The organism is Bradyrhizobium forestalis (assembly GCF_002795245.1).
In the GTDB taxonomy this organism is placed as follows: Bacteria; Pseudomonadota; Alphaproteobacteria; order Rhizobiales; family Xanthobacteraceae; genus Bradyrhizobium; species Bradyrhizobium forestalis.
Genome location: NZ_PGVG01000008.1, coordinates 19,351 through 42,980 on the forward strand (window position 1 = coordinate 19,351; position 23,630 = coordinate 42,980).

Sequence of the window (23,630 nt, forward strand, 5' to 3'; positions counted from 1 at the left end):
GCTGCAACATTGCTAGTTTGTTGGGATTGTCCGGCATGGGCGTCTCGTGCCTACGAGACACCCACAGGGGCAGCATCTCTAGTTCATAGTGGTGACGTTAAAGACGTAGGTGCACGTCTTAGAGTCCTCAGTGACAAGGGCCCATTGGCAGACTGGACTAGTGCCAGTCCCGTTACCCTTAGAAAAGGTGATGCTCTTGCCCTCACATCCTGGCCCCGGAAATGTGCTGTTCGGTCCGTAGGCGCTAACCACGAGCTGGCACGACTTTCTCGTGAGACCGTCCATATAGTAGAACCGCGTGCTCATGGTGCGAATGTACTGGGTGCTCGCGGCCGTGTGCGTGAGCACTCCGGTCGTGCCGCTGTTGATGTCATGCGGGATAGTGCAAGTGCCGCCGTTGCAGGCGTTGTATGCCGCTGTAAAGTCACGCCCCATGCCGAAGCCGGTGCTGTTGGTCCAGTTGATGGTGATGGTGTCATTGGCATGAACCGTCGTTGCGAAGGTCGCGACGGCAACAAGAGCGGGTAGGATGGAGCGCAGTATGTTTTTCACAGTGTCTTCTCCGCTGACAAAACTGGAAAGCCGCGAGCCGCAGCATCCGGCGGAGAGCTAAAAGGATCATGCGGGTGTATCACAATCTGAGATAATAAAATTTGACACGCTCGCCTTGGACATTTCGACAATTTCTATGTCGCGCGCGGGCACGCGTGGCTCTCGAAGAGAGAGCGAGCGTGCGTCGCGCGTCAGGCCTCGATGATGTCGAGGCTGACGGCCCTGGCGATCGACTGCATAAGAGTCGCGCATTCCAGCTTTGTGCGTGCGCCCTGCAGATAGAGGCGGACGGCCGTCGGCGACAGATGCAGGTCGGCGGCGATCTGCTTCGGGCTGAAGCCGCGCGCGGCGAGCTGAAGTGTCTCGCGCTCGCGTGCCGAGAGCGATCGTCCGAGCTCCTGTGGTCGCAAGCCTGCTAGCCGCACGGCCTGATCGTGAATGAAATGGGCGATGATCAGAAAATCCCGCACATAGGTCATCCGCCGGCTGGCCCAGGTGTCGGTGGTGACGTTCGAGGCGATCGACAGACGTGCATGCTCGCTGACCGGTCCCCGGATCGGGATCGTCATGCCGCGAGAGCCGGTCTTGCGAAAGAACGTGCGTGCATCCTGTGTCTCCGGGGCGGCCTCGCCCCAGTCGACCGGCAGGAAGCCGCTTCGGCCGTTTTGAAAGACGGAGCCTGCCTGAAGGCCGTCATGCTTGAGATATTGCTTCGCCAGGTCATCGTCGGATGAGAGCAGCATGAGCGGGGTGAGCGTGTTGGTCTCGGGTCGGCGCGCAGCTTGGTATGCTACAAGCGTGAGGCCATAGTCTTTCGAAATCCGAGTCAGCACGAGATTCAGTTCATCGAGAGTCGTCGTGCTCGTGATGTTTGCGAGGGTTCCTTCGATCGGCGGAAACATTTGCGTTCCCCAGCCTTGGCTAGTCGTGAGTTGGCCGGGCGGCGAGTGTTCCCGGTTGGGTTGTGGTAGTGTCGGGAGCTGGTGCGAGGCCGTTGCTGCAGCGTCGGATCTGCGGATCGCTGCGCTGAGGACGAGCTCCGATTGATTTCAATCCATTTCATTCACGAATTTTCCCCGCGCGATGGTTCGCAGCTTGTATGGGATCTTCGGGGCGCGTCATTTGGACGCGCTAGACAGAGCTATCTCGGGGTTCAGCCCCGCCATTTAATAGTCGATTCACCATTGGGGGCTGACTTGCAATTTCGCAGATTGCGCGGGCTTGACCGGAACCGTTAGCCTGCGAGCACTGATTCGGCTTCGCGCCTTGAGGTTGATCAGCCGTAAGTGCGATGAGCGCGGCCGGGAACCCTGTCTATGGCGACATGGCGTCCTTATCGATGCATCCGCTTCGGCCGGTTGAAACTGATTGACGTGCGGTTGCTGTCGCGACGACTGGCATGAGGCCAGCCCCCTGCTTGTGACCCGGCAATGATTGGCGGACGTCCAGGTAACACAGACCAGGAGGCCTAAATGGTTGCCATCAATTCCGTCGGCGCGACAGCGCTCACCGTCCTGAAAGCCGCCAACGTTCAGACGGCTACCGAACCCGACGCAAGTCCCATCGGCGTCATCCCTCATGTTAACGCCGTGTCGTCTCGCCTGGCGCCGGGCGTGTCCGACGCGCTGCTGAAGATCGACGCGCTCATCAACGGAAAGGACGCGCTCGTTAACGCAAAGACGGCCGCGGCGAATGCAGGGAAGTCTGCTGGCAGGGTTATCGCTCGCGACGGCTATGTCGAATCGCCCATGATGAAGCTCTCCGAGCTTCCGGCGGATCAGGCTGAATACGTGAAGAGGTTCGGCGCGGATGCGGCGGTGCGCATTGATCCCGTCGAAGTGAGCCGGGCGGACTTCGAGCGCATGGTCCTGCAGCACGCGATGGAGAGCTGGAAGGATCTGCCGGGCTTCAATGAAGCGCTCGCCAACGGAACGTTGAAGATCCAGCGGGCAAGCGACGTGCCCGAAATCGGCTACGAGTCGTTTCAGTACGATCTCTATAGCGGCGGAAACTATTTCGGCGGCGTAGGCTGGAGCGGCATCAACAACAAGAAGCTCTACTTCGAGATCCAGGCGCAAGGCATTAGTCAGGCCTTCGGGTCGATCCGGGGGCAGGAGTTCTATGTGACCTGGCCGGACGCGAGCTTGGCGAAACCTTCGTAAAAAACTGATCAGCCCCGCGGCGTCGGCCCGTACCGGAAGGAGCGGGGGGCAGCGCTGAAGCAGATCGGCAGGTCGTCGGACATGCCGGTCTGTTACGGAGATAGCGACGCATCGGCGGTGACCGCCGGTGCTCTCCGGCAACGCAAGAGAGGGCGGCCTTCCCCCGGGGTTATACCTCATCGCGCACGATGAAGCTCTCCGAGCTTCCAGCGTATCAGGCCCAATATCTCAAGAAGTTGGGGGCGATGCGGCCGTCCGCATTGGCATCGCCAGCGCGGGGGAAGCAGCCTGTCCATCCCACTAGCGATCGCCCCTTATTCCCCATAATTTATATCATAATTTCAATACTATACGAGTTCGCAATTTTGTTCTGAATGGCGCACCAAATCTCCGCTTTTGTGCTCAGTACTATGATTTTATGCAACGGCGTTGCGTGAGCGCTGGGCTGACCGATTTGTGCTCGTGACGAGGAGCGCTCTACGCCAAACCACGATTTCGTACGACCGGTGCCGCTAGACGGTAATAGCTGTGCCTAACGTCAGCGCCCTCACGACGCATGCCATGGGGCGGGCATGTTTCTCTCAGAAGCGGCCTCGTACACCGCTCGGCCTATCCCCGAAGCGTTGCCGGAACAGGCGGTTGAAATGCGAGACATTGGAATAGCCGACCTGGGCGGCAATCTCGGACACTGGGCGGTCCGGGAATTTCGTTAAGAGCGCGAAGGCCCGCTTCAATCTCAACTCATTCACGCGTGCGGTGAATGATGCTCCCGACTTCTCCAGCAACTCCTGAAGATAGCGCGGCGAGATACCCTGGCGCTCGGCAACATGCGCCAGCGAGAGCTCGGGGTCGGTGAAAGATCTCCCGATCAATTCGATTGCAGCGGACAATCGCGCCGCGGCGGCGCCGCCCCTTGCCTGTTGTCGCGCATCGCGGGTCGGGCCGATCACCAGTGCGGCGAGATCGTGGATGTGGTTGACCGCTGCCTGCCGCAGCGCCGTCTCATCGAGACCGGGCTCCCCTTGGATGAGATGCAGATAACCGAGAAGCAGCCGCAGTGGCGAAGCGCCGTGCGAAATCGGTCTCATGACCGCGCCGGCGATATCGTTCGTCCGTACGGCCAGAGCGGCGCGCGGAAACAACAAATGAAGATGCTTCGTCGCGGAAAACAGGGCCGGCTCGTCCGGGCGGACAATCACGGCATCGCCCTCCCTCAGCACCAACTCTCTGCCACGTTGGGATACGGATGCAGCTTCTCCCAGATTTACAAACAAGCCGATCCAGTCCCCGCCATCGGCAGCCAGCGCGCGTGTGCGATGGAGACGCGCCTCGGAGCCGCCGCAGAGCGCGAGGCGCACGCCCGGGAGATTTTGAAGCACGGCCTCCGCCCTGAACGGAATGTCGCTGGGCAGAGGCTCTATGTCTACACGTACCAGCGTCCTTCCGAACTCCTCGCGCCATCGCGCCAGTCTCTCATTTTCAGGCAATTGGTCGGTGGTGAAGCGCCTGGGCGAGAAATCCTCAGCTGCGGACATGGGCGATGCATTCCAATGAATTTCGGACCTAGTGTTCACCCGGAGATTGCAAATTTCAAGCCGGCTCCCTTTGCGCAAAATGCAAAGGACCTGCTCGTATAAGATCAACTGCGTATTGAATTCGAGGAGCCTGCGGCACGCTGACGCATTTTGTCGTGCAGAGTGCGCAGATTGCAAAGTCTGTAACGTATAACGTCAAGCCTCCAGAAAGTGCTGTGGCCCGCCGGCGACAGAAGTGGCGCGGCCGTTATGCGAAATTGCGTCCGACGATTTTGCGCTGGAGCGCGGGCGGCACAGCCGTCTGCCGAGGAATGCTGGGCATGAACACATTTTCAGTTGGCTTGCGCGACGGTTCAGGTCTGAACGGCCCGCGCATTTCGCTCGCGAAAATCGGGCTATCTCTGGCCCTTGCCTTCGCCATGGCACTATTGCTGGATCGAGCCGCGCGGGCTGACTGTACACCCCAGGCGGCCAACGCTGTGACGGCGACCTGCACGGGCGCCACCTTCAATCAAGGCGGCGGCGCGCCTGGCACCAACGCAGGCACCAGCGGCTACGGCACCGGGGGCGAGATTGGCGTTACCGTCAGCGTTACCGCCGGCATCGCCAACTTGATCTCAGGTACAGACTACGGAATATTCGTCGCAAACGGAACGGTCAACAACAACACCAACGCCTCCATCGGGGGCAGCCTTACCGGCATCCGCGCGAATGCCGGGTCTCTCAACCTCACCAATTCCGGCACCATCTCCGGCATCGCCGGCGCCAGCGATGGCGCCTTTGCCCTTTCCGACGCGACGGTGGTCAACAACGCCGGCGCCACCATCTCGGGCGGCACGCGCGGCGTTGTCGCCATTGGCACAGCCGATGTCACCAATGCCGGGACGATCACCGGCATCGCGACCTACGGCATCTACGCTGGAACCAGCGCGACGGTGATGAACAATAGTGCCGCGGCCACCATTACTGGCGGTCAATCCGGAGTTCACTCTGCCGGCACAGCCAATGTAACCAATGCCGGCACTATTACAGGCACGGCGGATTCTGGCATCTTCGCTCAAATCAAGGCGACTGTGACCAATAACACGGCTGCCAGCATCACGGGCGGACAGTACGGAGTTTATGCCAATGCCGCCGACGTCACCAACGCCGGCAACATCACGGGCGGCCTGTCCGGCATTCGCGCGGCCGGCGGTTCTCTCAACCTCACCAATTCCGGGGCCATCTCCGGCACCGCCGGTGCCAGCGATGGCGCCTTCGCCCTAGCCAACGCGACGGTGACCAACGCCGCCGGCGCCACCATCTCGGGCGGGACGCGCGGCGTTGTCGCCATCAGCGCAGCCGATGTCACCAATGCCGGCACGATCACCGGCATCGCGACCTACGGCATCTACGCTGGAACCAGTGCGACGGTGATGAGCAATAGCGCCACGGCCACCATCACTGGCGGTCAATCCGGAGTTCACTCTGCCGGCACAGCCAATGTAACCAATGCTGGCAGTATTACAGGCACGGCGGATTCTGGCATCTTCGCTCAAATCAAGGCGACTGTGACCAATAACACGGCTGCCAGCATCACGGGCGGGCAGTACGGAGTCTATGCCAATGCCGTCGACGTCATCAACGCCGGCAACATCACGGGCGGCCTGTCCGGCATTCGCGCGGCTGGCGGTTCTCTCAACCTCACCAATTCCGGGGCCATCTCCGGCACCGCCGGTGCCAGCGATGGCGCCTTCGCCCTAGCCAACGCGACGGTGACCAACACCGCCGGCGCCACCATCTCGGGCGGCACGCGCGGCGTTGTCGCCATCAGCACAGCCGATGTCACCAATGCCGGCACGATCACCGGTACCTCGACCTACGGCATCTACGCCGGAACCAGCGCGACGGTGACCAACATGACCGGCGCCAGCATCACAGGTGGGATAATCGGAATCCTGGCCGCGGCCGCCGGCGGCTCTTCGATCTTCAATGCCGGCAGCATCAGCGGCGGCACGGCGATCCAGTTTGCCGGCGCCGGCAACACACTGACGCTGGCACCTGGCTCGAGCATATCAGGCGACGTGCTCGGGACGGGTAACGATACGTTCCAACTCGGCGGCAGTGGCACGGCAAGCTTCAACGTGTCGCAGATCGGTGCAGCCGCGCAGTATCAGGGCTTCGGCACATTCAACAAGATCGGCAGCTCGAGCTGGACGTTGACCGGGACCAGCACCTTTGCAGGTCCGGTGAACGTCAATGGCGGCACGCTCAGCGTCGACGGTGACCTTGCTTCGGCGAGCAACCTCACGGTGAGCGCGGGCGCCACGCTCGGTGGCAACGGCATCGTCGGCAACACGACGATCAACGGCGGTACGCTTTCGCCCGGCCATTCGATCGGTCTGCTCACCGTGCAGGGCAGCCTGGTCTTGACGGCAGTGGCGAGCTACATCGTTGAAGTGTCGTCATCCAGTGTCGACCGGGTCAATGTCACGGGCATCGCCACGCTCGGCGGCGCGACCGTCAACGCAGCCTTCAATGGCAGCCTCGTCTCCAAGCAATACACCATCCTCAACGCCACCGGCGGCTTCAGCGGCACATTCAACCCGGTCGTCAACACCAATGGATCGAACTTCAATGCCGCCTTGAGCTATGATGCGAACAACGTCTATTTGAATCTCGCGCTGAATTTCGGCGGCGGCCTCAATATCAACCAGCAGAACGCCGCGAATGCACTGAGCGATTTCTTCAACGCGAACGGCAACATTCCGGCGGCATTCGGATCGCTGACACCAGCCGGCTTGACGCAGATCTCAGGCGAAACCGCAACCGGAACGCAGCAGACGACCTTCGAAGTCATGAACCTGTTCGTGGGGCTGATGACTGACCCGTTCATCGGCGGTCGCGGCGAAACGGTCGCAACAGGAGGCGGCGCGTCGTCGCCCGCCGGTCAACCCACCCTCGCTTATGCATCCAATGGCCCGGCGCGCCCGCGAAGCGAGCGCGACGCCTACGCTGCGGTCTATCACAAGGCGCCGTCCGCACTGCCGTATGAGCCGCGCTGGAGCGTGTGGGCGGCTGGCTTCGGCGGCTCGCAGTCGACCGACGGCAACACTACGCTCGGTTCGAACAACACGACGAGCCGTATCGCCGCTGGCGCGATCGGCGCCGACTACCGCTTCTCGCCCTCAACCATTGCCGGTTTTGCGCTCGCCGGCGGCGGCACCAGCTTTTCCGTCGCAAATGGCGGCAGCGGTCGTTCCGACCTGTTCCAGGCCGGCGCTTTCGTGCGACACACGGCCGGCCCGGCATACATCGCTGCCGCCGTCGCCTACGGCTGGCAGGACATCACCACCGACCGCTTCGTCACGGCTGCTGGCCTCGATCATCTGCGCGCACAGTTCAACGCCAACGCGTATTCTGGGCGCGTCGAGGGCGGCTATCGTTTTGTCACGCCGTGGATGGGCCTTACGCCCTATGCCGCGGGCCAGTTCACGACGTTCGATCTTCCGGCCTATGCCGAGAGCGCCGTCACCGGAACCAATACGTTCGCGCTTGGCTATGCAGCCAAGAGCGTCACCGCCACGCGCAGCGAGCTCGGGTTGCGTTCCGACAAATCGTTCGTGATGCTGGACGGCATTTTCACCTTGCGCGGCCGACTTGCATGGGCCCACGACTTCAATTCCGACCGCAATATCGCCGCCACCTTCCAGACGCTGCCCGGCGCAGCCTTTGTGGTGAACGGCGCGGCGCAAGCGCATGATGCCGTGCTGACGACCGCCTCCGCCGAATGGAAGTGGCGCAACGGCTGGTCGGCTGCCGCCACCTTTGAGGGCGAATTTTCGCAGGTCACCCGCTCCTATGCCGGTAAAGGGGTCGTGCGCTACGCGTGGTGAGAGCAGCGCCATATGCCAAGCGCTCCGGTGCTCCCCCGCTATATCTCAACTCGCGTACAGATAGTTCGGCAACCACAGCGTCATGCCCGGCCAGAGATACATGATCACCATGCACAGGATCACGATCAGCATGTAGGGCATCATGCCGGCGAAGATCTGGTTCAGCGTAACGTGCTTCGGGGCGACGCCCTTGAGATAGAACGCCGACATCGCGACCGGCGGCGACAGGAACGCGGCCTGCAAGTTCACGAACACCAGCGTGCCCCATAGGATCGGATCGATGTTGAAGTGCTTCAGCATCGGCAGGAAGATCGGCACGAAGATGATGATGATCTCGGTCCATTCGAGCGGCCAGCCCAGCACGAAGATGATCGCCTGCGACAGGATCATGAACTGCACGGGCGTCATGTTGAGCGACAGCACCCAGCTTTCCAGCAGCGCCTGACCGCCGAGAATGGCGAACACCGCCGAGAACAGTGCCGAGCCGACGAACAGCCAGCACACCATCGCGGTCGTCTTTGCGGTCAGGAACACCGCTTCCTTGGTGCGCTTCCAGTCGAGCGTGCGGGCGTGGAAAGCGAGGATGAAGGCGCCGGCGGCGCCGACGCCGGCGGACTCGGTCGCGGTCGTGATGCCGAACAGGATCACCCCCAGCACCACGACGGTGAGGATGCCGAGCGGCATCACCGACGACGTCAGGAGCTTCAACACTTCGAAGCGTTCGCCGTCCATGCGCAAGTAAGAGCGCACCGTCCACGCTGCCATCACGACGGCTGATATCGCGAACCAGATGTAGAACTGGGTGTCCGGTCCCTTTTCGGCGGGCGACAGCTCCTTCGGCTCGACCGGGCTGCCGAGCTGCTGCAGGCCTTCGACGGCTGCGCTCGCGGCGCCGGCCTGCTGGTGGATCACGACGTACCACCAGACCGTGCCGAGCGTGGCCGCGGTCATCAGGAACGGCACCAGCGCAATGAGGAAGTTCTGCACGACCGCGCCATAGCCCATCGGCTTGCCGTCGATCGCGAGCACCTTCGCTTTTGCCGGCGACAACAGCGCCTTGGACAGCCCGACGAACAGGTTCGGCGAGTAGAGGGTCGAGAACTTCGTGATCCATTCCGGCACGTTGACGCGGGTCTGTTCCTCCGGCAGCGGCGGGGCGATCTTCGGGTTGATCATCGCCCAGCCCAAGACATAGACGAGATAGAGGAACGCCAGGAAGAAGCTCGGAAGCATCGCGGCCGCATAGAGCTTGACCACGGACTGGCCCGCGACCGCGGCGTAGACGATGATCATCACCGAGGGCGGGATCAGGATGCCGAGCGTGCCGCCCGCAGTAATGACTCCGGAGGCGAGCTTGACGTCGTAGCCGGCGCGCAGCATCGGGTTGAAGGCGATCACGCCCATCAGCACCACGACCGCGCCGACGAGCCCTGAGGCGATGCCCCAGAAGGTGCAGACGATCAGGGTCGCGACCGCGAGCGAAGCGGGCACGCGGCGGAAGGCAAGCTGGATCGAATAGAACATCTTGTCGACGAGGGCGCCGCGCTCCATCACATAGCCCATCAGCACGAACAACGGGATGGAGATCAATACGTCGTTGGTCATTGCGCCGTAGCTGCGCTGGACCATCAGCTCGAACACCTTGTTGTGCGTCCAGTTCTGCGACGGGTCGTAGAAGGCGATGAAGCCGAAGAACATGCCAAGGCCCATCAGAGTGAACGCCGTGGCGAAGCCCATCATGATGACGACGACGATGAGCGTCAGCATCAACAGGCCGAGTGCCGGATCGCTCATGTGTTCAGGTCCCCGCCCATGCCGCGCTGCCGCGCCATTTCATCGATGCGCTGCGCGCCCTCGATGGCGAGCTTGCGCGATTCCTCGTCCACGTATTCAGAGTGCGCGAGCTGCTCCTCGATGACGTCGGTCTCGGCGACGTCGGCAAGTCGGCTCGGCCATTCGCCGGTCTTCAGGCACACGACGCAGCGGATGATCTCGGCGATCCCCTGCAGCATGATCAGCGCACCCGCGATCGGGATGACGGTCTTGAAGTGGTAGACGGGCGGGCCCTCGGCCGTGACGTTGGAATGCTCGTTGATGGCCCAGGAGTCCGCGGCGTAGAAGTAGCCGGCATAGATCAGCGCGGCGATGCCCGGGATGAAGAACACGAAGTAGAGAACGAGGTCGAGCGCGGCCTGCGTACGCGGGCGCATCGAGGAATACAGGAAGTCGCCGCGGACATGGGCGTTCTGCGCCAGCGTGTAGGCACCGGCCAGCATGAACAGCGATCCATACAGCATGTTCTCGGCGTCGAAGATCCAGGCCGTCGGCATGTTCACGGCATAACGCTTGAACACTTCGATGCAGACGACGCTCATCAGGACGATCATCAGCCAGGCGGTCGCCTTGCCGACCCAGGTCGAGATACCGTCGATCGTGTGCAGTAAACGCTGTACGCTCATGTGACAAGGTTCGGCATGAGAAGCGATTCCAACATAGCACAAGGCACCGCCCGGGTGTCGGTCCGGACGGCGCCTTGCCGGCTTTATTTAGGCGTCAGAGCTTCTTCGCCGCGGCGGTCGGCCCGAAATAGTGATCGTAGGCCATGCGGCGGCTCACCACCGTATCCTGCTCCCACTGCGTCGCGCGCTTGGCAAACTCGATCTGCGACTGCACGATCTCCTTGAACAGCGGGTTCTCCGCCGCCTTCTTCTTGACCACGTCGTCGTAGATCTCGAGCTGCTGCTTCAGGATGCTGTCCGGCGTCTTGTAGAACTTGACGTTGTCCTTGGTCTGCAGCTCGATGTAGTCCTTGGAGTAGCGGTCGATCGCCTTCCAGGACATGTCGGCCGACGCCGCGTCCACCGCGTTGGCGATGATCGCCTTCATCTTGTCAGGCAGTGCGTTGTACTTGTCCTTGTTGAACATGATCTCGAATTGCTCGGCGTTCTGGTGATAGCTCTGCAGCATGCAGACCTTGGATACGTCGGGGAAACCGAGCACGCGGTCGGAAGTGGCGTTGTTGAATTCGGCCGCATCGAGCAGGCCGCGGTCCATGGCAGCTACGATTTCGCCGCCCGGCAACGCGTTCACGGCTGCGCCCATTCCCGAATACACGTCGATGGAGATGCCGACGGTGCGGAATTTCAGACCCTTGACGTCCTCGGGCTTGGCGATCGGCTTCTTGAACCAGCCGAACGGCTGGGTCGGCATCGGCCCGTAGGGGAAGGAAACCACGTTGGCGTTGATCGACGCGTAGAGCTTTTCCAAGAGCTCCTTGCCGCCGCCATAGCGGTGCCAGGCCAGCAGCATATTGGCGTCCATCGCAAAGCCCGGTCCCGAGCCCCAGAGCGCCAGCGCGGTCTGCTTGCCATAGTGATAGACCAGCACGCCATGACCGCCGTCGAGCACGCCCTTGGACACGGCATCGAGCAGGCCGAAGGCGGGCACGACAGCGCCTGCCGGCAGCACTTCGATTTTGAGGTCGCCGCCGGTCATGTCGTTGACCTTCTTGGCGTAGTCGAGGGCGTATTCGTGGAAAATGTCCTTTGACGGCCAGGTGCTTTGCCAGCGCATGCTGATCGGCCCCTGGGCGCTGACGACGCTCGGCGTGGCCACCGTCGCGGCGGCCCCCGCAGCAGCGACCTTGAGAAAGCCGCGGCGGCTCGAGGTGCTGCGCTTATTTGATTTGGTCATGGCTGCCTCCTCCCATAGCGATCCCTTGCGGATCAGCTCCTTTTTTAGTTGGAACAAGTCAAAGTCCTGCGCGGGGGTTTGGCAAGAATGTTCGAGGAGATGCGACGCTACGACGCGGACTACAGTGACGATGCGCCGCAGCAGGACCAGACCACGGAAGCGTAGCCACCCTTCGGAAGAGCAGATCATCGGAATTTTGGAAGAGCATGAGGCCGACGTTTCGGCCGCCGATCTGCCGCAGGTATGGCCTCAGCGACGCAAGCATCTACCGACGTCAGCATCTACAAATGAAAAGCGAAGCTCGGCGGGATGGACGTGCCGGAGGCCTAACGGCTGAAGACGCTGGAGGACGAGAACACGCGGCTGAAGCGGTTGCTGGCCGACGCCATGGTCTGAACGGAATGTATGGTCCACCCCGTCCGTGCAAGGTGTCGTGACGTCGTGGTTGACAATGCAACGCGGTTTAGACGCTGGCGCCTTAAATATATAATTATATCAATGATATACGAGTTCGCAGCTTTATTCTGAATGGCACGCCATTTCCCTCTCCTTGTTCGATCCCTGTTGCCATGAACCCGCTCGCCGCCGAGCGCGGCGAAGCCGAACTGCGGTCACACTGCACGCGATGCACGCTCGAACTCCGCGGCCGCGGGGGCTGCGAGCGATCCGACCGGATCGAGCCGACGTTGCCTCAATGGTGGGCCGACACGCCCTTGACGCATTGCGTCAACAGATCAGCGGTGGCGGATTGCCCGACATCACCCAGGCTGATCATGCCGACCATCCGCTTGCTCTTGTTGATCACAGGCAGCCTGCGGATCTTCAGCGTCTCCATGTGGTGCACGGCTTTCGCCAGATCGTCGTCTTCCCGGCAGCAATGGATGCCTTCAGTCATCACGTCCCGCGCTGTCATGCCCGCGGCGTTGAAGTCCTTGCGCGCAAGGCCTTTGCAGACGATGTCGCGATCAGTCACCATCCCGATCAAATGGTCATCTTCGCCGATCGGAATGCAGCCGATGTCGTGCCCTCGCATCAACTTCGCGATCTCGGTAATCGGGGTGTCGGGGCTGACCCAATCGACGCCCTTGTGCATCACGTCCTTGACTTTCATGGAGGACCTCCCTTGCGAACACAGCCCCCCCGCGACGTGACTATACTACGAACTGGACGCAACCGCACGCGTCGCCGCGACGGGCGTGCCTGGAATCATCCTGCTGTCACGCCGTCAGTCGTGCCTGCTGAAGCGTCCATGCGGTGCATTGGCCGTCAGGCGCGCGAACTGCGCATGGGTGAGCTGAAGCAACGTCTCGTGATCGCCGGCTTCGATGTAGACCTCAGGCTGGGCCTGGATGCTGTCGTCGACGATGAGATCGAGGCCGTAGCATCGGCCAACCGCCGGAACGGCTCCGGGCGCGCAGTCCGCGAACAGCCGGTTGATCTCGCTTTCGTTGGCCATGGCGAGATCCTCGCCAAGCCTCTCCTTCAGGTCCGGCAGGTTGAGATGGTGCGAAGCCGGCACGACCGCGAGCATATAGCCGCCGTCATGCCGCAGCACGATGGCCTTGGCGAGGTGATCGCCCGAGACGTGACAGGCCTGCGCCGTGCGGGCGGATGACATGGTGAGAGTGTGTGGGATCTCGGCATACTCGATGTTCTCGGCAGCCAGATACCGGTGCAATGTGGGGGCAATGGTCATGGCGTCGCCTTTCGGATGGGTGTGCGAGCCATCCAGCGTGAGGCTGCCCCGCCGCACGATGGGCGGCCGCGTGATTGCCGGGCTTCAGCATAGACCTTGCCCTCGAAGGCCGCAATCAGGGCGTTTTTCCAGCGAAGCGGACACCGGTTCGCGCGAAGAAAGCGCGCAAGACAGCATCTGGAGCCCGGTTCCGATTCGTCGGACATCCCCGAGATGTGCCTGAGCCACTACCCTCATTCGCTATACGTGCCCGGCTGCCGCTGATATGATCCTCGGACGGTAAACGGCAGCTCGCCACCATACTTATTCTGCGAGGCCGGCCTTCTGATCGAACTCGATCCCGCTCGCGCCATTTCGCATTGCCTCGATAAGAACGCTGAACAAATTCGTCAATGGCTGTCGTGTCCCCACTCACATTGGGAGATGTGCCATGGCTGCATCGGACTGGCGTCTCGAAGGCGAATGGATGAAAAATTGCAATTGCGCGTTTGGCTGCCCCTGCGATTTCAACGCTCTACCGACCCACGGCTATTGCAAAGGCATGGTCGGCATGCGGATCGCGAGGGGGCATTTTGAAGGTGTCAAGCTCGACGGCCTTTGTTTTGCGGTCGTGGTGGATTTCCCCGGCGCGCTGCATCAAGGCAACGGCAAGATGCAGCCCATCGTCGACCAGCGCGCCACGCCGGAGCAGCGACAGGCACTGTTCAACATTCTGTCGGGCAAGCATTCGGCCGAGGGCACGCTGTTCCATATCTTCAGCCTGATCGTGACGACCATTCACGATCCGGTTTTCGCGCCGTTCGAATTTTCCTTCGACAAGAATGGCCGTGTCGCAAAGCTCATTGCCGGCGATGTGCTGGAGACCGAGGTGGAGCCGATCAAGAATCCCGTGACCGGCGCTCCCCATCGCGTTCAGGTGGTCATGCCCGAGGGCTTCGAGCACAGGGCTGCCGAGGTCGCGTCCGCCAATATCCGCTCGACCGGTGCGATCTCATTCGAGACCCAGGGCACGCACAGCTCGCTCGCCAATGTCGTGCAGACGCCCGAGGGCGTTGCGGCGTGATGCGGCGCTGACACCGAGACAACATCCCGGTGTCAGCTCCTCATCGCCATCCTGGACAAATCGATGCAGGGGCGGCTGATGTTGGAACACCTGCTCCACCGCGACCGGCTGATCGTCGCGATCGGGACCGCCGCAGTGGTGGCGCTCGCCTGGGCCTATCTCGCTGCGGGCGCCGGCATGGATACCGAGATGATGGCCGACATGCCGGACATGGCGCCGATGCCATGGACGCCGCTTTATGCAGTGCTGCTGTTCGTGATGTGGTGGATGATGATGATCGCGATGATGGCGCCGAGCGCGGCGCGCACCGTTCTCTTGTATGCGACCGTCAAGCGCAAGCAGGAGACTGCCTCCCGCGCCGCGATCGATACCTGGATCTTTCTCGCCGGCTATCTCGTGACGTGGGCCGGGTTCAGTCTCGCTGCGGTCCTGGTGCAAGGGGCGTTCGAACGCTTCGGGTTGCTGTCGATGGCGATGGCCAGCACCAGCGCGATTCTGGGCGGCGGCGCTCTGATTGCCGCGGGGCTTTATCAGTTCACGCCGCTCAAGCAGGCCTGCTTGCGCTACTGCGAGAGCCCGCTGTTGTTTCTCAGCAGGCATTGGCGGCCCGGCACGCGCGGGGCAATCCGCATGGGATTTCGCCACGGTAGCTACTGCGTGGGCTGCTGTTGGTTTCTGATGATATTGTTGTTCGTCGGCGGCGTGATGAACCTGGTCTGGGTCATCGGTATCGCGCTCTATGTCGCCGCGGAGAAGCTGCTGCCCTTCGGCCGAAGATTGAGCTATGCGGCAGGCGCGATCCTCATTCTGTCCGGCGCGATCGTTCTCGCGCGCGCAGTGTGACGCCCGGAACTGCGGGGGGGCTGCTGAATGCCGCCTTCCCAATATGCCAATACCGCCCGGTTGCTCAAAACCGGCTGACCACCGTGATCATACGGACGTCGCAAGCCGAAAAATTGAGCTTTGTTCCAACCGAAACTTAAGGCTGGCCTGACTAGCTTCGGGCCATGGACAGGCCCGCATCCCGTTTCCGGCTGTGGCCGTGCCTGTGCAATCGAGGCGGAGAAGAGGCGTGCTGTTTTCGGCGATGAGCACTGTTCTGCCCCTGCGGCCGACGCGGGAGAGGGCATGATGATGCTCGCGAGATCAATCCGCAGGGTGGCGCTGACGATTCTGCGCAATGCACCGCTGCAGGTCGCATTGTTCTTCCTGCCCCTGGTCTGGATCGGCTACTTCGCGATCACGTCATCGGAGCGGGCGGATGCGATCGAGCAGGCGCGGTCGCACGGCGACAGCGTCGCCGAATTGTTCGAGGAAAACACCGAACGGATCTTCGAGCGCGTCGATCAGTCATTGCTGGTGGTGCGAGCGCTCTACGCCCAGGACCCGCTCACCTTCAGCCTGAAGTCATGGTCGGACAAGGCCCGCATCGCGACCGGCGACGTGGTTCAGTTCGCACTGATCGGATTGGACGGCTACATGCTCGATACCACGGCGGGCTATTCCGGCCCGCCGCTCTATCTCGGCGATCGCGAGCACTTCATCAACGTCATGGCGCAAGCCGATGATCGCCTCTACGTGGCCAAGCCGGTGCTGGGGCGGGTGTCGCATCAATGGACCATCCAGCTCGCGAGAAAGGTGTTCGACCTCGCGCGGAATCCGGCCGGCGTGGTCGTCGGCTCGATCAGCGTGGATGTCATCGGCAGGTTCTACGAAACGGCGAAGCTGGGCGCCGGAGGAACGCTAGTGCTCAGAAATGCGAACCACGTCGTGCTCGCCGCCCGGGGCATGGACCAGGGCTCCGTGCTGGGACAACGCGCACCGAACCGCGTCGAGGGCGAGCTGGGTGACGGCTTCTACGCGCAATATTGGAACGAGAACCGACCGAACCGCAGCGACCGGCTGATCACCGCGCGCAGGTCGCGCGCGTTTCCGCTCATCTTTACCGTCGGCATTTCGGAGCAGGAGATCTATTCCCGCGCCGCCTTCAGGCAGAAGGTCTATTTCGGCGGCGCGCTGCTGCTTACGTTCATCATCCTGGCCGCAACGACGTTCCATTGGCGGCGGCAGCAGGCGCTGGATCGCGCCCACCGTGAGCTGCACGATTTTGCCAGCAAGTTCGAGGACGCGCTCAGAAACCTTCCCCAGGGCTTGAGCATGTTCGACGGCCGTGACCGCCTGATCGCGTTCAACCGGCAATGGCTCGAACTCTACGGACTCATACCGGAAGACATCCGGATCGGCATGGACTTCCGGGAGGTGTTCGCGAAGCAGACCGCCGTGCTCGACGTTGAGGCGTACCTCGTCGATTTGAAGAACCGGCTCGCCCAGTCGGAGCAGATCTCGAACACCGTGCAGTTTCCGGATGGACGGGTCGTCTACATCTCCTACGGCCGGCGCGAAGGGGGCGGCTGGGTTGCTACGCATGAGGACATCACCGAGCGCAAGGCGTCGGCGGACCGCATCGAGCGGCTGGCGCATTATGACAGCCTGACCGGTCTTGCCAATCGCAACCTGTTCAAGGAGCGCATCGACGCGGCGCTGGCCCGCTCCCGCCGGCTGGAGCCCGCGTTCGCGGTGCTCCTGCTCGATCTCGACAAGTTCAAGTCCGTCAATGATGCGCTCGGCCATCAATGCGGCGACGCGTTGCTGAAGCAGGTTGCCGACCGGATCAAGTCGCAGATTCGTGACGCCGATACGGCGGCGCGAATCGGCGGCGACGAGTTTGCCGTGATCGTGGCGCCGGGCCGGGCCGCGATGCGCGACGGCGCTGCGAGCCTGGCGGCGCGGCTGGTCCAGGCCATTGCCGAGCCCTATCATATCGATGGCCATCCCGTCGTGATCGGCTGTAGCATTGGCCTTGCACTCGTGCCCGAGCACGGCACGCGGGTCGACGAGATCCTTCGCAACGCCGATCTTGCGCTCTACAGGTCGAAGAATGCCGGCCGAAGCTGCTTCCATGTCTATTCAGCGGAGCTCAAGGCCGAAGCGGATCAGCGCAACGTGCTCGAGATCGAGCTGCGCGAAGCGATCTGGCGCGAGGAGATCGAGGTGTTTTATCAGCCGGTGATCGAGCTCGGCACCGGTCGGGTCAAATCGGTCGAGGCCCTGGCGCGCTGGCATCACGGCACCAAGGGCTACATTCCTCCGGCAGAGTTCATTGCGGTTGCGGAGGCGGGGGGCCTGATCGTCGAGCTCGGCAATCAGGTGCTCGCCAGGGCCTGTCGCGATGCGACGAGCATGCCGGCCGATGTCAAGGTCGCTGTCAACCTCTCCGCCCTGCAATTTGCCGGCACCAATCTCGTCGACACCGTGACGTTTGCGTTGGCGCAGAGCGGCCTTCCGCAAACCCGGCTCGAGCTCGAGATCACCGAGAGCGTATTTCTCGCCGACACCGAGGAGAACCTCAAGACGCTCCAGCGCCTCAAGGCGCTCGGCGTCTCCATTGCCCTCGATGATTTCGGTGTCGGTTACTCGTCATTGTCCTATCTGACCGCGTTTCCGTTCGACAAGGTCAAGATCGACAAATCATTCATCGACCGGGTCGATCGCAGCGAGACCGTTGCCGTGCTGAAGTCCATCGTGCAGCTCGCGAAGACGTTGAAGCTGTCGATCGTCGCCGAGGGGGTCGAGTCCTCCGAACAGGTCAGACGGCTCCAATCGCTCGGCATCCCGCTCGGCCAGGGATTTCACTTCAGCAAGCCCGTGCCGCTCGCCGGCCTCTCCTGGCAAGGCCCCGCGGCGCGCCGGAAACGGCGGGCGGCGTGAGCTGAATGCCTCCGGCGTTTGTCATCATGGCCCGCCACTGCAGCCCTTGCGCCCAAGAGTAGCAGGTGAACCTCCCTGAATTGCCGAAGGACGGCGCCGCGCGAAGGACTGATATCGCCGGTCGAGCAGGCTGATCGGCTCGGACCATGCGCCGAGCTCGCGCGCCGTCAGAAGCCGAAGCGCAATCCGGCGTTCACTCCGACGCTGTTCGCGCCGCGATTGGCGACCAGTCCCTCGGCCGAAACGGTGAGCCGCGCATTCGGACTGACGTCGTAGCCAATGCCGCCGGCGATCCGGACATAGGTGTCGTTGAACGGCCGCACCGGCGTGAAGATCGGCACGGCCGGTGCCAGAGTGAATGTCGTCTGCAACACCCGCGTCGCATCGCGCAGGTCCTTCTCCACGGTGACGTCGACGAAGCTGTCGGCCCGTGCACCGAAGACGGCGATACGAGGTTGGAAGCGAATTCCGCCGCTGACTACGGCTGATTGTAGCGACTGGCCTGCCACCGTCTGGGTCAGGAACGGATCGCCCGTCTCCGAATAGCCGTCCACACGGGTGTGCGAATAGGTGAAGCCGCCGATCGGGCCCAGACGCCCGAGGCCCACGTCAAACAGGTACCCGGCTTTGATCGCGGCGACGCTTGTGTTTCCATCGGTCTTCGGGGTGATCGGCGCGCCAAATCCGGTGCGCGAAACGTCAAATCGATTCCAGCCATAAGCTGCAACCGCGTGCACGAACAGCGCGCTGGTGTCGTAGGCGAAAAAACCACCGAGATGGTAGGAGTCGAGGTCGGTCGAGCCAAGTCCCTGTCTGAAATCGGCGGCCGTGCGGGTGTAGCCGAAGGTTGGACCGATGGTGACGTTCGGCGTGACGTAGAACTTTGCTCCGGCCAGCACGCCGCCCGAATCATAGCTGTACTTGGTCGAGCCGAATGCGTCGGCGCGGTCGCCGTGATGGTAATTGCCCTGAACGAACAGCGCGATCCGACAAGGATTTGCGATCGGCGGTGCCTTGACGACGGGAGCCTTGGTGACCAGCGGCGCTGGCGCCGCGGGCGCCTGATCGATGCAGGCCTGTCCGCGGCCGGTGTCGAGTTGCGAAAACAGGTCGCGGGAAAAATCCTGGCCGCTGAGCTGGGCCATGCTCGGCAGCGCCGCCGCGGTCTCCGGCGCGAATAGAAGATTTGATGCCACGCGCTGGAGATAGCCGGTTCCGAGTGCCGCGATCGGGGAGGCCGCGAGCTGGATCACGATCGCCGATGAATTGTTGCCGGTCTGCGCGACCGCCGAGGCATTGGTCGGGCCGACCTGGATGACATAGGCATGGCTGAAATCGCCGGTCTGGGTGATCGCCGCGGTATTTGTTGCATCAACCTGGATGATCGCGGTACGGTTGTAAAAACCGGTCTGGGTGACCGTCGCCAACGGATTCGGCGCCAACTGAACGATGCCCGCAATGTTCTGCCCGGGTCCGAACGCCTGGTTCACGACGATCGGCCCGTCCAAGGACACAAAGCCGTAGCCGGTGGTATCGATGAAACCAGTCTGGGCGCTCGCCGATTCAGCGAGCAGCACAGTGGCGGCCAGCCCGAGCGCGTAGCCACACAACCATTGCCCAGACAATGCCTTGCCAGCTGATTTGCTCTTCATCGCCCCACCTTGCCCCGCCTGAAAGGAACGCGCTTGAATCCGCCGACGATGGGCACATTAGCGCAGTGGGACCCGGCTGCCTGTTGCCGCGAGGTGACAGCCGCTGATATCTTTCGACACAGTTTTATCGGCGATGATTGACGCGGGAACCCGCGCCAGCGATCAGGCTTGCGCGGTTCCAATTGCGATGGCTCTGGCCGGCGCCGCTGCAGACTACATCTTCTTCTGCAAACCCAGCGATTTCATCAGATTATCCAAAGTCTGCTGTGATTGCGGCGAAGCACCCTTGCGGACCTGCCGGTAGACATCTGAATCGGTGAGCGCGGGTCCACGCTCGTCATCGCTCTCGGTTCCATCCGGCGCCGTCGGTCCATTCGGGGTGTTGCCACCTTCGGTGTCGGTGCCATCAGGCGAGCCGGGCTTCGAGCGCTGGATGATCGTCGCCGAGTTGCCGCCGTTGCGCTGCTCGATATGCGTGTAGCCGGGGCGGGTATCCACCCGCTTGTCCGTCTTCGCCGGATCTCCGCTCTGGGTGATGTTCGCCGAATTGCTGCCGTTATTCACCGAGGTCGTCTCGGCTCGCAACGACGCGCTCGCGAGAGCGGCCATCAGGCTTCCAGCGACCACGAAAGCCGGCCATTGGATCAGCTTCATCTGTTTCTCCTGTCATGAAACGCGCGTTGGACGAGGGGGCTCGCCCAACCGCGTCCGGCTCCGACCTTGCGAGCCGACGTCCTACCATTGACGAACGTTGACGCGATTGCCGTTTCCAACCTGCATGGCGCCGGCGCTGTTGTCACGGCCACGTTGGCTGAGGCGGGTCGAGTTGCCGTTGCCGAGCTGAAGCTGGCTCGACGTGTTGCTGGTTCCGGATTGCCGCGCGCCGGCTGACATTCCGTTGCCGGCCTGCACCTGGCCATTCATGTTGTATTGGCAGTTCTGGCTGACGTTATCGCTGGCGCCGTTACCGATCTGCGTTCTGGCGTGCACGCATGCCGTGACACCGCCGGCGAAAGCAGGAGCGGAGATCAGCACCAGCGCAGCGCTGGTGACGAACAGAAGCTTTTTCATCGGGTTTCTCCCTTCGAGGGTTCGCGACGCGGAAAGGAATGTGAGGACGGGCCGTCACTGTTCCTTTCCGCGCGATGAGATCAGCGGATCAGCGGCGGCTGCGCTGCCAAACCCCACCGTAGTTGCCGTCGCCGTTCTGGCCGATGCCGGCGTTGTTGTTGCGACCGACCTGATGGATGCCGGCGCCGTTGCCGTTACCGAACTGAATGACCTGGCTGTCGTTGTTGCGGCCCCTCTGGAAGGTCTCGGCGGCGTTGCCGTTGCCGTTCTGCACGATCGAAGAGGAGTTGCCTGCAAACGCGCTCGAAGCAGTGAGCGAGAGGACGGCGGCGGAGACGATGAGGATGGAGCGAAACATGGGCGTGATCCTTTCTGGTCAGTTCGAGCCGCGTGATTGCGTTCGATGGTTGGACGATAGGACTCATCGGCGCATACTTCCGTGTGATGGATCACAGTTATCGAAGGATTCGGAATTCTCACGCTGCCATCACGAAATGATGAAGAGTTTTTCAATGCTCATGATAGAGAGTTGCGAATAAATTGATATGCAACCGATCAGGTCGATCTGGACCAGGTCTACCTTCACATTCGACTCCCATCCTGCCGAGCGGCCAACTGCCGGACCCAACCCGCGCCTGCCCGTCCTGGCACTGCCCTTGCTCAGTCATGACCCAACCCCTGGCTTCGGAGGAGAGGCCGTTTCAGGTTGAGGCAAGTGATGCAGGAAGTGTCCCGTTCTGGTGCTGCTGATGAACTCCGGCTCGACGCGTTGATCGCCGACTTATGGTGGCGCGTTCGGCTGATCAACACCGACATTCTCGAGGAAGAGGCTCGCGCCGGGGTGTTCGACCCGACTCAGCCGACCTATCCGCTGCTCGCGCTCAACCTTCGCGCCCGGCGCGACAATTTGGTCGCGACCATCGGCGTGCTCGAGCTACGCGCGAAATCGGTGTCCGAAGCGGCTTGACGGCGGTTCGCGGGCGCGTCGGCAGCGCAACGACTGGGTTAACCTGCCGGCCGCAGCACCGGAAGCGGGCTCGGGATGCAACGCGCATCATCGCATGGCTCGAATGCCTCCGGCGCTTGTGCCGGTAACAGTTGAATTCAGACCGCGCCTGTCCGTGCTATTGCTGGTCTCTGCAATCCCGCGAGGCCTTCATGCTCCCCATTCCCGCCGATATCTTCACCGAGCCCGAGGACGTCTCGCCCGACGGACTTGCCAATCTCGGCCCCCTCCGCCGTCTCGCCGGCACCTGGCAGGCGGACAAGGGCATCGACATCAATCCGAAGGCGGAAGGGCCGGAGCGGCGAACGTTCATCGAGCGCATCCGCATGGACCCGATCGATCCGCAGGCCAACGGGCCGCAGCTGCTGTACGGGCTGCGTTATCACATCCACATCAACACGCCCGAGGAAGACATCACCTTCCACGACCAGGTCGGCTACTGGCTGTGGGAGCCGGCGACCGGGTTGATCATGCAGACGCTGGCGATCCCGCGCGGGCAGGTGCTGCTGGCCTCGGGCAAGGCCGGGCCGGATGACAGGACGATCTCCGTTACCGCGAAGCGCGGCGACACCGCCTACGGGATCTGCTCGACCGATTTTCTGGAACAGGCCTTCCGCACTGACTCCTACCGCTGCGACATCACCTTCAACGACGACGGCAGCTGGACCTATCTGATCCAGACCGAGTTGCTCGTGCGCGGCGCGCCGTTCAATCATCGCGACACCAACACACTCCAGCTCGTCGCGCCGCCAAAGCTCAACCCGCTGGCGGTGATCGTCAACGATCGCGCCAAGGAGAATGCAGGTGGCGATGGATCAGCGGCCTGAGCGTTGCCCGGAGGATTGCATGAAGCCCTATGTCATCTGTCTGATGCATTCGAGTCTCGACGGCCGCACGCATCCCAGCCGCTGGCGCCCGAAAGGCGCGGGCACGGACTGGTTCGAGACGATCCATGACGAGCTCGGCGGCGATGCCTGGGTGATCGGCCGCGTCACCGGGTCGGAGTTCGCCAAGGGCAAGCCCTATCCCGCGACGGACGCGAAATTTCCGCGCGAAAACTGGTTCGCGCGGCGCGATGCGAAGACCTATGGCGTCGTGCTCGATGCGCAGGGCAAGATCGGCTGGGGTCGTGCGGACATCGGCGGCGATCCGATCGTCGTCGTGCTGACCGAAAACGTCCCGGATTCGCATCTCGCCGGGCTCCGCGGCGAGGGCGTGTCCTACATCTTTGCCGGCAAATCCGAGATCGATCTGGGGCTGACGCTGGACATTCTCGCCCGCGAGCTCGGCGTGAAGCGTCTGCTGGTCGAGGGCGGTGGCGTCGCCAACGGCGCGTTCCTGCGCGCCGGCCTCATCGACGAATTCAATCTGATCCTCAGCCCCGCGATCGACGGCGCAAAGGGCGCCCCGTTCGTGTTCGATTCGACGGAGGCGGACAGCGACCGGCGCGCGCCGATCACCGCGATGATGCTGGAGAGCACCCGCGAGCTCGGCGGCGGCGTCCTGCTGCTGCGATATCTGATCAAGAACGATCCGCAAGCCGCGAGCCGGTAGGGC

General features: G+C 62.4%; 20 protein-coding genes and 1 pseudogene. 9 read left to right on the forward strand and 12 right to left on the reverse strand.

The window, feature by feature from the left end; all coding sequences use genetic code 11:
• Positions 1 to 78: 78 nt before the first annotated feature.
• Both CVM73_RS11945 and CVM73_RS11950 read right to left on the reverse strand, forming a co-directional pair.
• Positions 79 to 552 carry a hypothetical protein gene (locus CVM73_RS11945; protein ID WP_100232189.1) on the reverse strand — a complete coding sequence of 158 codons (474 nt, stop codon included), beginning with the start codon at positions 550 to 552 and terminating at the stop codon, positions 79 to 81.
• 191 nt (positions 553 to 743) lie between these two features.
• Positions 744 to 1,454, reverse strand: a complete 711-nt coding sequence (locus CVM73_RS11950; RefSeq protein ID WP_100232190.1) for a helix-turn-helix transcriptional regulator — start codon at positions 1,452 to 1,454, stop codon at positions 744 to 746.
• Between the two features lie 570 nt (positions 1,455 to 2,024).
• Between CVM73_RS11950 and CVM73_RS11955 the strand changes: the two genes are divergently transcribed.
• Positions 2,025 to 2,714, forward strand: a complete 690-nt coding sequence (locus tag CVM73_RS11955) for a hypothetical protein (protein WP_100232191.1) — start codon at positions 2,025 to 2,027, stop codon at positions 2,712 to 2,714.
• A 581-nt stretch (positions 2,715 to 3,295) separates the two neighbouring features.
• On the opposite strand, the gene CVM73_RS11965 is transcribed toward CVM73_RS11955, so the two are convergent.
• The gene (locus CVM73_RS11965; RefSeq protein WP_100232193.1) at positions 3,296 to 4,249 is read right to left on the reverse strand and encodes an AraC family transcriptional regulator; all 954 of its coding nucleotides are present in this window, start codon (positions 4,247 to 4,249) and stop codon (positions 3,296 to 3,298) included.
• Positions 4,250 to 4,404: 155 nt separating this feature from the next.
• Between CVM73_RS11965 and CVM73_RS40900 the strand changes: the two genes are divergently transcribed.
• Complete coding sequence (locus CVM73_RS40900; RefSeq protein WP_245452288.1) at positions 4,405 to 8,124, forward strand: autotransporter domain-containing protein; 3,720 nt, start codon at positions 4,405 to 4,407, stop codon at positions 8,122 to 8,124.
• Positions 8,125 to 8,169: 45 nt separating this feature from the next.
• On the opposite strand, the gene CVM73_RS11975 is transcribed toward CVM73_RS40900, so the two are convergent.
• The 3 genes from CVM73_RS11975 to CVM73_RS11985 all read right to left on the reverse strand — a co-directional run bounded on the left by CVM73_RS11975 (position 8,170) and on the right by CVM73_RS11985 (position 11,817).
• The gene (locus tag CVM73_RS11975) at positions 8,170 to 9,918 is read right to left on the reverse strand and encodes a TRAP transporter large permease (protein WP_100232194.1); all 1,749 of its coding nucleotides are present in this window, start codon (positions 9,916 to 9,918) and stop codon (positions 8,170 to 8,172) included.
• Positions 9,915 to 10,583, reverse strand: a complete 669-nt coding sequence (locus CVM73_RS11980) for a TRAP transporter small permease subunit (protein ID WP_100232195.1) — start codon at positions 10,581 to 10,583, stop codon at positions 9,915 to 9,917. Before CVM73_RS11980 ends, CVM73_RS11975 begins: the two co-directional genes overlap by 4 nt.
• A gap of 94 nt (positions 10,584 to 10,677) precedes the next feature.
• On the reverse strand, positions 10,678 to 11,817 hold the full coding sequence (locus CVM73_RS11985) for a TRAP transporter substrate-binding protein (protein ID WP_100232196.1): 1,140 nt from the start codon (positions 11,815 to 11,817) through the stop codon (positions 10,678 to 10,680).
• Positions 11,818 to 11,947: 130 nt separating this feature from the next.
• On the opposite strand from CVM73_RS11985, the pseudogene CVM73_RS40645 reads away from it, so the two are divergent.
• A pseudogene (locus tag CVM73_RS40645) lies at positions 11,948 to 12,210 on the forward strand (transposase); the annotation flags it as partial.
• Between the two features lie 298 nt (positions 12,211 to 12,508).
• Here the strand turns inward: CVM73_RS40645 and CVM73_RS11995 are convergent.
• Together CVM73_RS11995 and CVM73_RS12000 are read right to left on the reverse strand one after the other, a co-directional pair.
• Positions 12,509 to 12,928 carry a CBS domain-containing protein gene (locus tag CVM73_RS11995; protein ID WP_100232197.1) on the reverse strand — a complete coding sequence of 140 codons (420 nt, stop codon included), beginning with the start codon at positions 12,926 to 12,928 and terminating at the stop codon, positions 12,509 to 12,511.
• 114 nt (positions 12,929 to 13,042) lie between these two features.
• Positions 13,043 to 13,513, reverse strand: a complete 471-nt coding sequence (locus CVM73_RS12000) for an aminoacyl-tRNA deacylase (RefSeq protein ID WP_208639195.1) — start codon at positions 13,511 to 13,513, stop codon at positions 13,043 to 13,045.
• A 430-nt stretch (positions 13,514 to 13,943) separates the two neighbouring features.
• On the opposite strand from CVM73_RS12000, the gene CVM73_RS12005 reads away from it, so the two are divergent.
• The 3 genes from CVM73_RS12005 to CVM73_RS41465 all read left to right on the forward strand — a co-directional run bounded on the left by CVM73_RS12005 (position 13,944) and on the right by CVM73_RS41465 (position 18,344).
• Entirely contained in the window at positions 13,944 to 14,576 is a 633-nt protein-coding gene (locus tag CVM73_RS12005) for a DUF1326 domain-containing protein (protein ID WP_100232198.1), read from the forward strand.
• A 78-nt stretch (positions 14,577 to 14,654) separates the two neighbouring features.
• On the forward strand, positions 14,655 to 15,419 hold the full coding sequence (locus CVM73_RS12010) for a DUF2182 domain-containing protein (RefSeq protein ID WP_245452289.1): 765 nt from the start codon (positions 14,655 to 14,657) through the stop codon (positions 15,417 to 15,419).
• 285 nt (positions 15,420 to 15,704) lie between these two features.
• Positions 15,705 to 18,344 (forward strand): bifunctional diguanylate cyclase/phosphodiesterase, encoded by a 2,640-nt coding sequence (locus CVM73_RS41465; RefSeq protein WP_100232200.1) that lies wholly within the window; start codon positions 15,705 to 15,707, stop codon positions 18,342 to 18,344.
• 167 nt (positions 18,345 to 18,511) lie between these two features.
• On the opposite strand, the gene CVM73_RS12020 is transcribed toward CVM73_RS41465, so the two are convergent.
• The 4 genes from CVM73_RS12020 to CVM73_RS12035 form a co-directional block, all read right to left on the reverse strand.
• Positions 18,512 to 19,996, reverse strand: coding sequence for an autotransporter domain-containing protein (locus CVM73_RS12020; protein WP_100232201.1), 1,485 nt, complete (start codon positions 19,994 to 19,996; stop codon positions 18,512 to 18,514).
• Positions 19,997 to 20,209: 213 nt separating this feature from the next.
• Entirely contained in the window at positions 20,210 to 20,605 is a 396-nt protein-coding gene (locus tag CVM73_RS12025; RefSeq protein WP_245452290.1) for a hypothetical protein, read from the reverse strand.
• A gap of 126 nt (positions 20,606 to 20,731) precedes the next feature.
• Positions 20,732 to 21,067 (reverse strand): hypothetical protein, encoded by a 336-nt coding sequence (locus CVM73_RS12030; protein WP_100232203.1) that lies wholly within the window; start codon positions 21,065 to 21,067, stop codon positions 20,732 to 20,734.
• An 88-nt stretch (positions 21,068 to 21,155) separates the two neighbouring features.
• Positions 21,156 to 21,425: a hypothetical protein gene (locus tag CVM73_RS12035; RefSeq protein ID WP_100232204.1), complete on the reverse strand. Its 270-nt coding sequence runs from the start codon at positions 21,423 to 21,425 to the stop codon at positions 21,156 to 21,158.
• 360 nt (positions 21,426 to 21,785) lie between these two features.
• Between CVM73_RS12035 and CVM73_RS12040 the strand changes: the two genes are divergently transcribed.
• From CVM73_RS12040 to CVM73_RS12050, 3 genes are all read left to right on the forward strand, one after another.
• On the forward strand, positions 21,786 to 22,034 hold the full coding sequence (locus tag CVM73_RS12040) for a hypothetical protein (RefSeq protein WP_100232205.1): 249 nt from the start codon (positions 21,786 to 21,788) through the stop codon (positions 22,032 to 22,034).
• Between the two features lie 191 nt (positions 22,035 to 22,225).
• Positions 22,226 to 22,900, forward strand: a complete 675-nt coding sequence (locus CVM73_RS12045) for an FABP family protein (protein ID WP_100232206.1) — start codon at positions 22,226 to 22,228, stop codon at positions 22,898 to 22,900.
• Between the two features lie 19 nt (positions 22,901 to 22,919).
• Positions 22,920 to 23,627, forward strand: a complete 708-nt coding sequence (locus CVM73_RS12050) for a RibD family protein (protein ID WP_100232207.1) — start codon at positions 22,920 to 22,922, stop codon at positions 23,625 to 23,627.
• Positions 23,628 to 23,630: the final 3 nt, after the last annotated feature.

What these genes read in the sequence shown, in the direction of transcription:
- CVM73_RS11950 (WP_100232190.1), bottom strand. Translation starts at nt 1,454, where the DNA reads ATGTTTCCGCCGATCGAAGGAACCCTCGCAAACATCACGAGCACGACG.
- CVM73_RS11955 (WP_100232191.1), top strand. Translation starts at nt 2,025, where the DNA reads ATGGTTGCCATCAATTCCGTCGGCGCGACAGCGCTCACCGTCCTGAAA.
- CVM73_RS11965 (WP_100232193.1), bottom strand. Translation starts at nt 4,249, where the DNA reads ATGTCCGCAGCTGAGGATTTCTCGCCCAGGCGCTTCACCACCGACCAA.
- CVM73_RS11975 (WP_100232194.1), bottom strand. Translation starts at nt 9,918, where the DNA reads ATGAGCGATCCGGCACTCGGCCTGTTGATGCTGACGCTCATCGTCGTC.
- CVM73_RS11980 (WP_100232195.1), bottom strand. Translation starts at nt 10,583, where the DNA reads ATGAGCGTACAGCGTTTACTGCACACGATCGACGGTATCTCGACCTGG.
- CVM73_RS11985 (WP_100232196.1), bottom strand. Translation starts at nt 11,817, where the DNA reads ATGACCAAATCAAATAAGCGCAGCACCTCGAGCCGCCGCGGCTTTCTC.
- CVM73_RS11995 (WP_100232197.1), bottom strand. Translation starts at nt 12,928, where the DNA reads ATGAAAGTCAAGGACGTGATGCACAAGGGCGTCGATTGGGTCAGCCCC.
- CVM73_RS12000 (WP_208639195.1), bottom strand. Translation starts at nt 13,513, where the DNA reads ATGACCATTGCCCCCACATTGCACCGGTATCTGGCTGCCGAGAACATC.
- CVM73_RS12005 (WP_100232198.1), top strand. Translation starts at nt 13,944, where the DNA reads ATGGCTGCATCGGACTGGCGTCTCGAAGGCGAATGGATGAAAAATTGC.
- CVM73_RS12010 (WP_245452289.1), top strand. Translation starts at nt 14,655, where the DNA reads ATGTTGGAACACCTGCTCCACCGCGACCGGCTGATCGTCGCGATCGGG.
- CVM73_RS41465 (WP_100232200.1), top strand. Translation starts at nt 15,705, where the DNA reads ATGATGATGCTCGCGAGATCAATCCGCAGGGTGGCGCTGACGATTCTG.
- CVM73_RS12020 (WP_100232201.1), bottom strand. Translation starts at nt 19,996, where the DNA reads ATGAAGAGCAAATCAGCTGGCAAGGCATTGTCTGGGCAATGGTTGTGT.
- CVM73_RS12025 (WP_245452290.1), bottom strand. Translation starts at nt 20,605, where the DNA reads ATGGCCGCTCTCGCGAGCGCGTCGTTGCGAGCCGAGACGACCTCGGTG.
- CVM73_RS12030 (WP_100232203.1), bottom strand. Translation starts at nt 21,067, where the DNA reads ATGAAAAAGCTTCTGTTCGTCACCAGCGCTGCGCTGGTGCTGATCTCC.
- CVM73_RS12035 (WP_100232204.1), bottom strand. Translation starts at nt 21,425, where the DNA reads ATGTTTCGCTCCATCCTCATCGTCTCCGCCGCCGTCCTCTCGCTCACT.
- CVM73_RS12040 (WP_100232205.1), top strand. Translation starts at nt 21,786, where the DNA reads ATGCAGGAAGTGTCCCGTTCTGGTGCTGCTGATGAACTCCGGCTCGAC.
- CVM73_RS12045 (WP_100232206.1), top strand. Translation starts at nt 22,226, where the DNA reads ATGCTCCCCATTCCCGCCGATATCTTCACCGAGCCCGAGGACGTCTCG.
- CVM73_RS12050 (WP_100232207.1), top strand. Translation starts at nt 22,920, where the DNA reads ATGAAGCCCTATGTCATCTGTCTGATGCATTCGAGTCTCGACGGCCGC.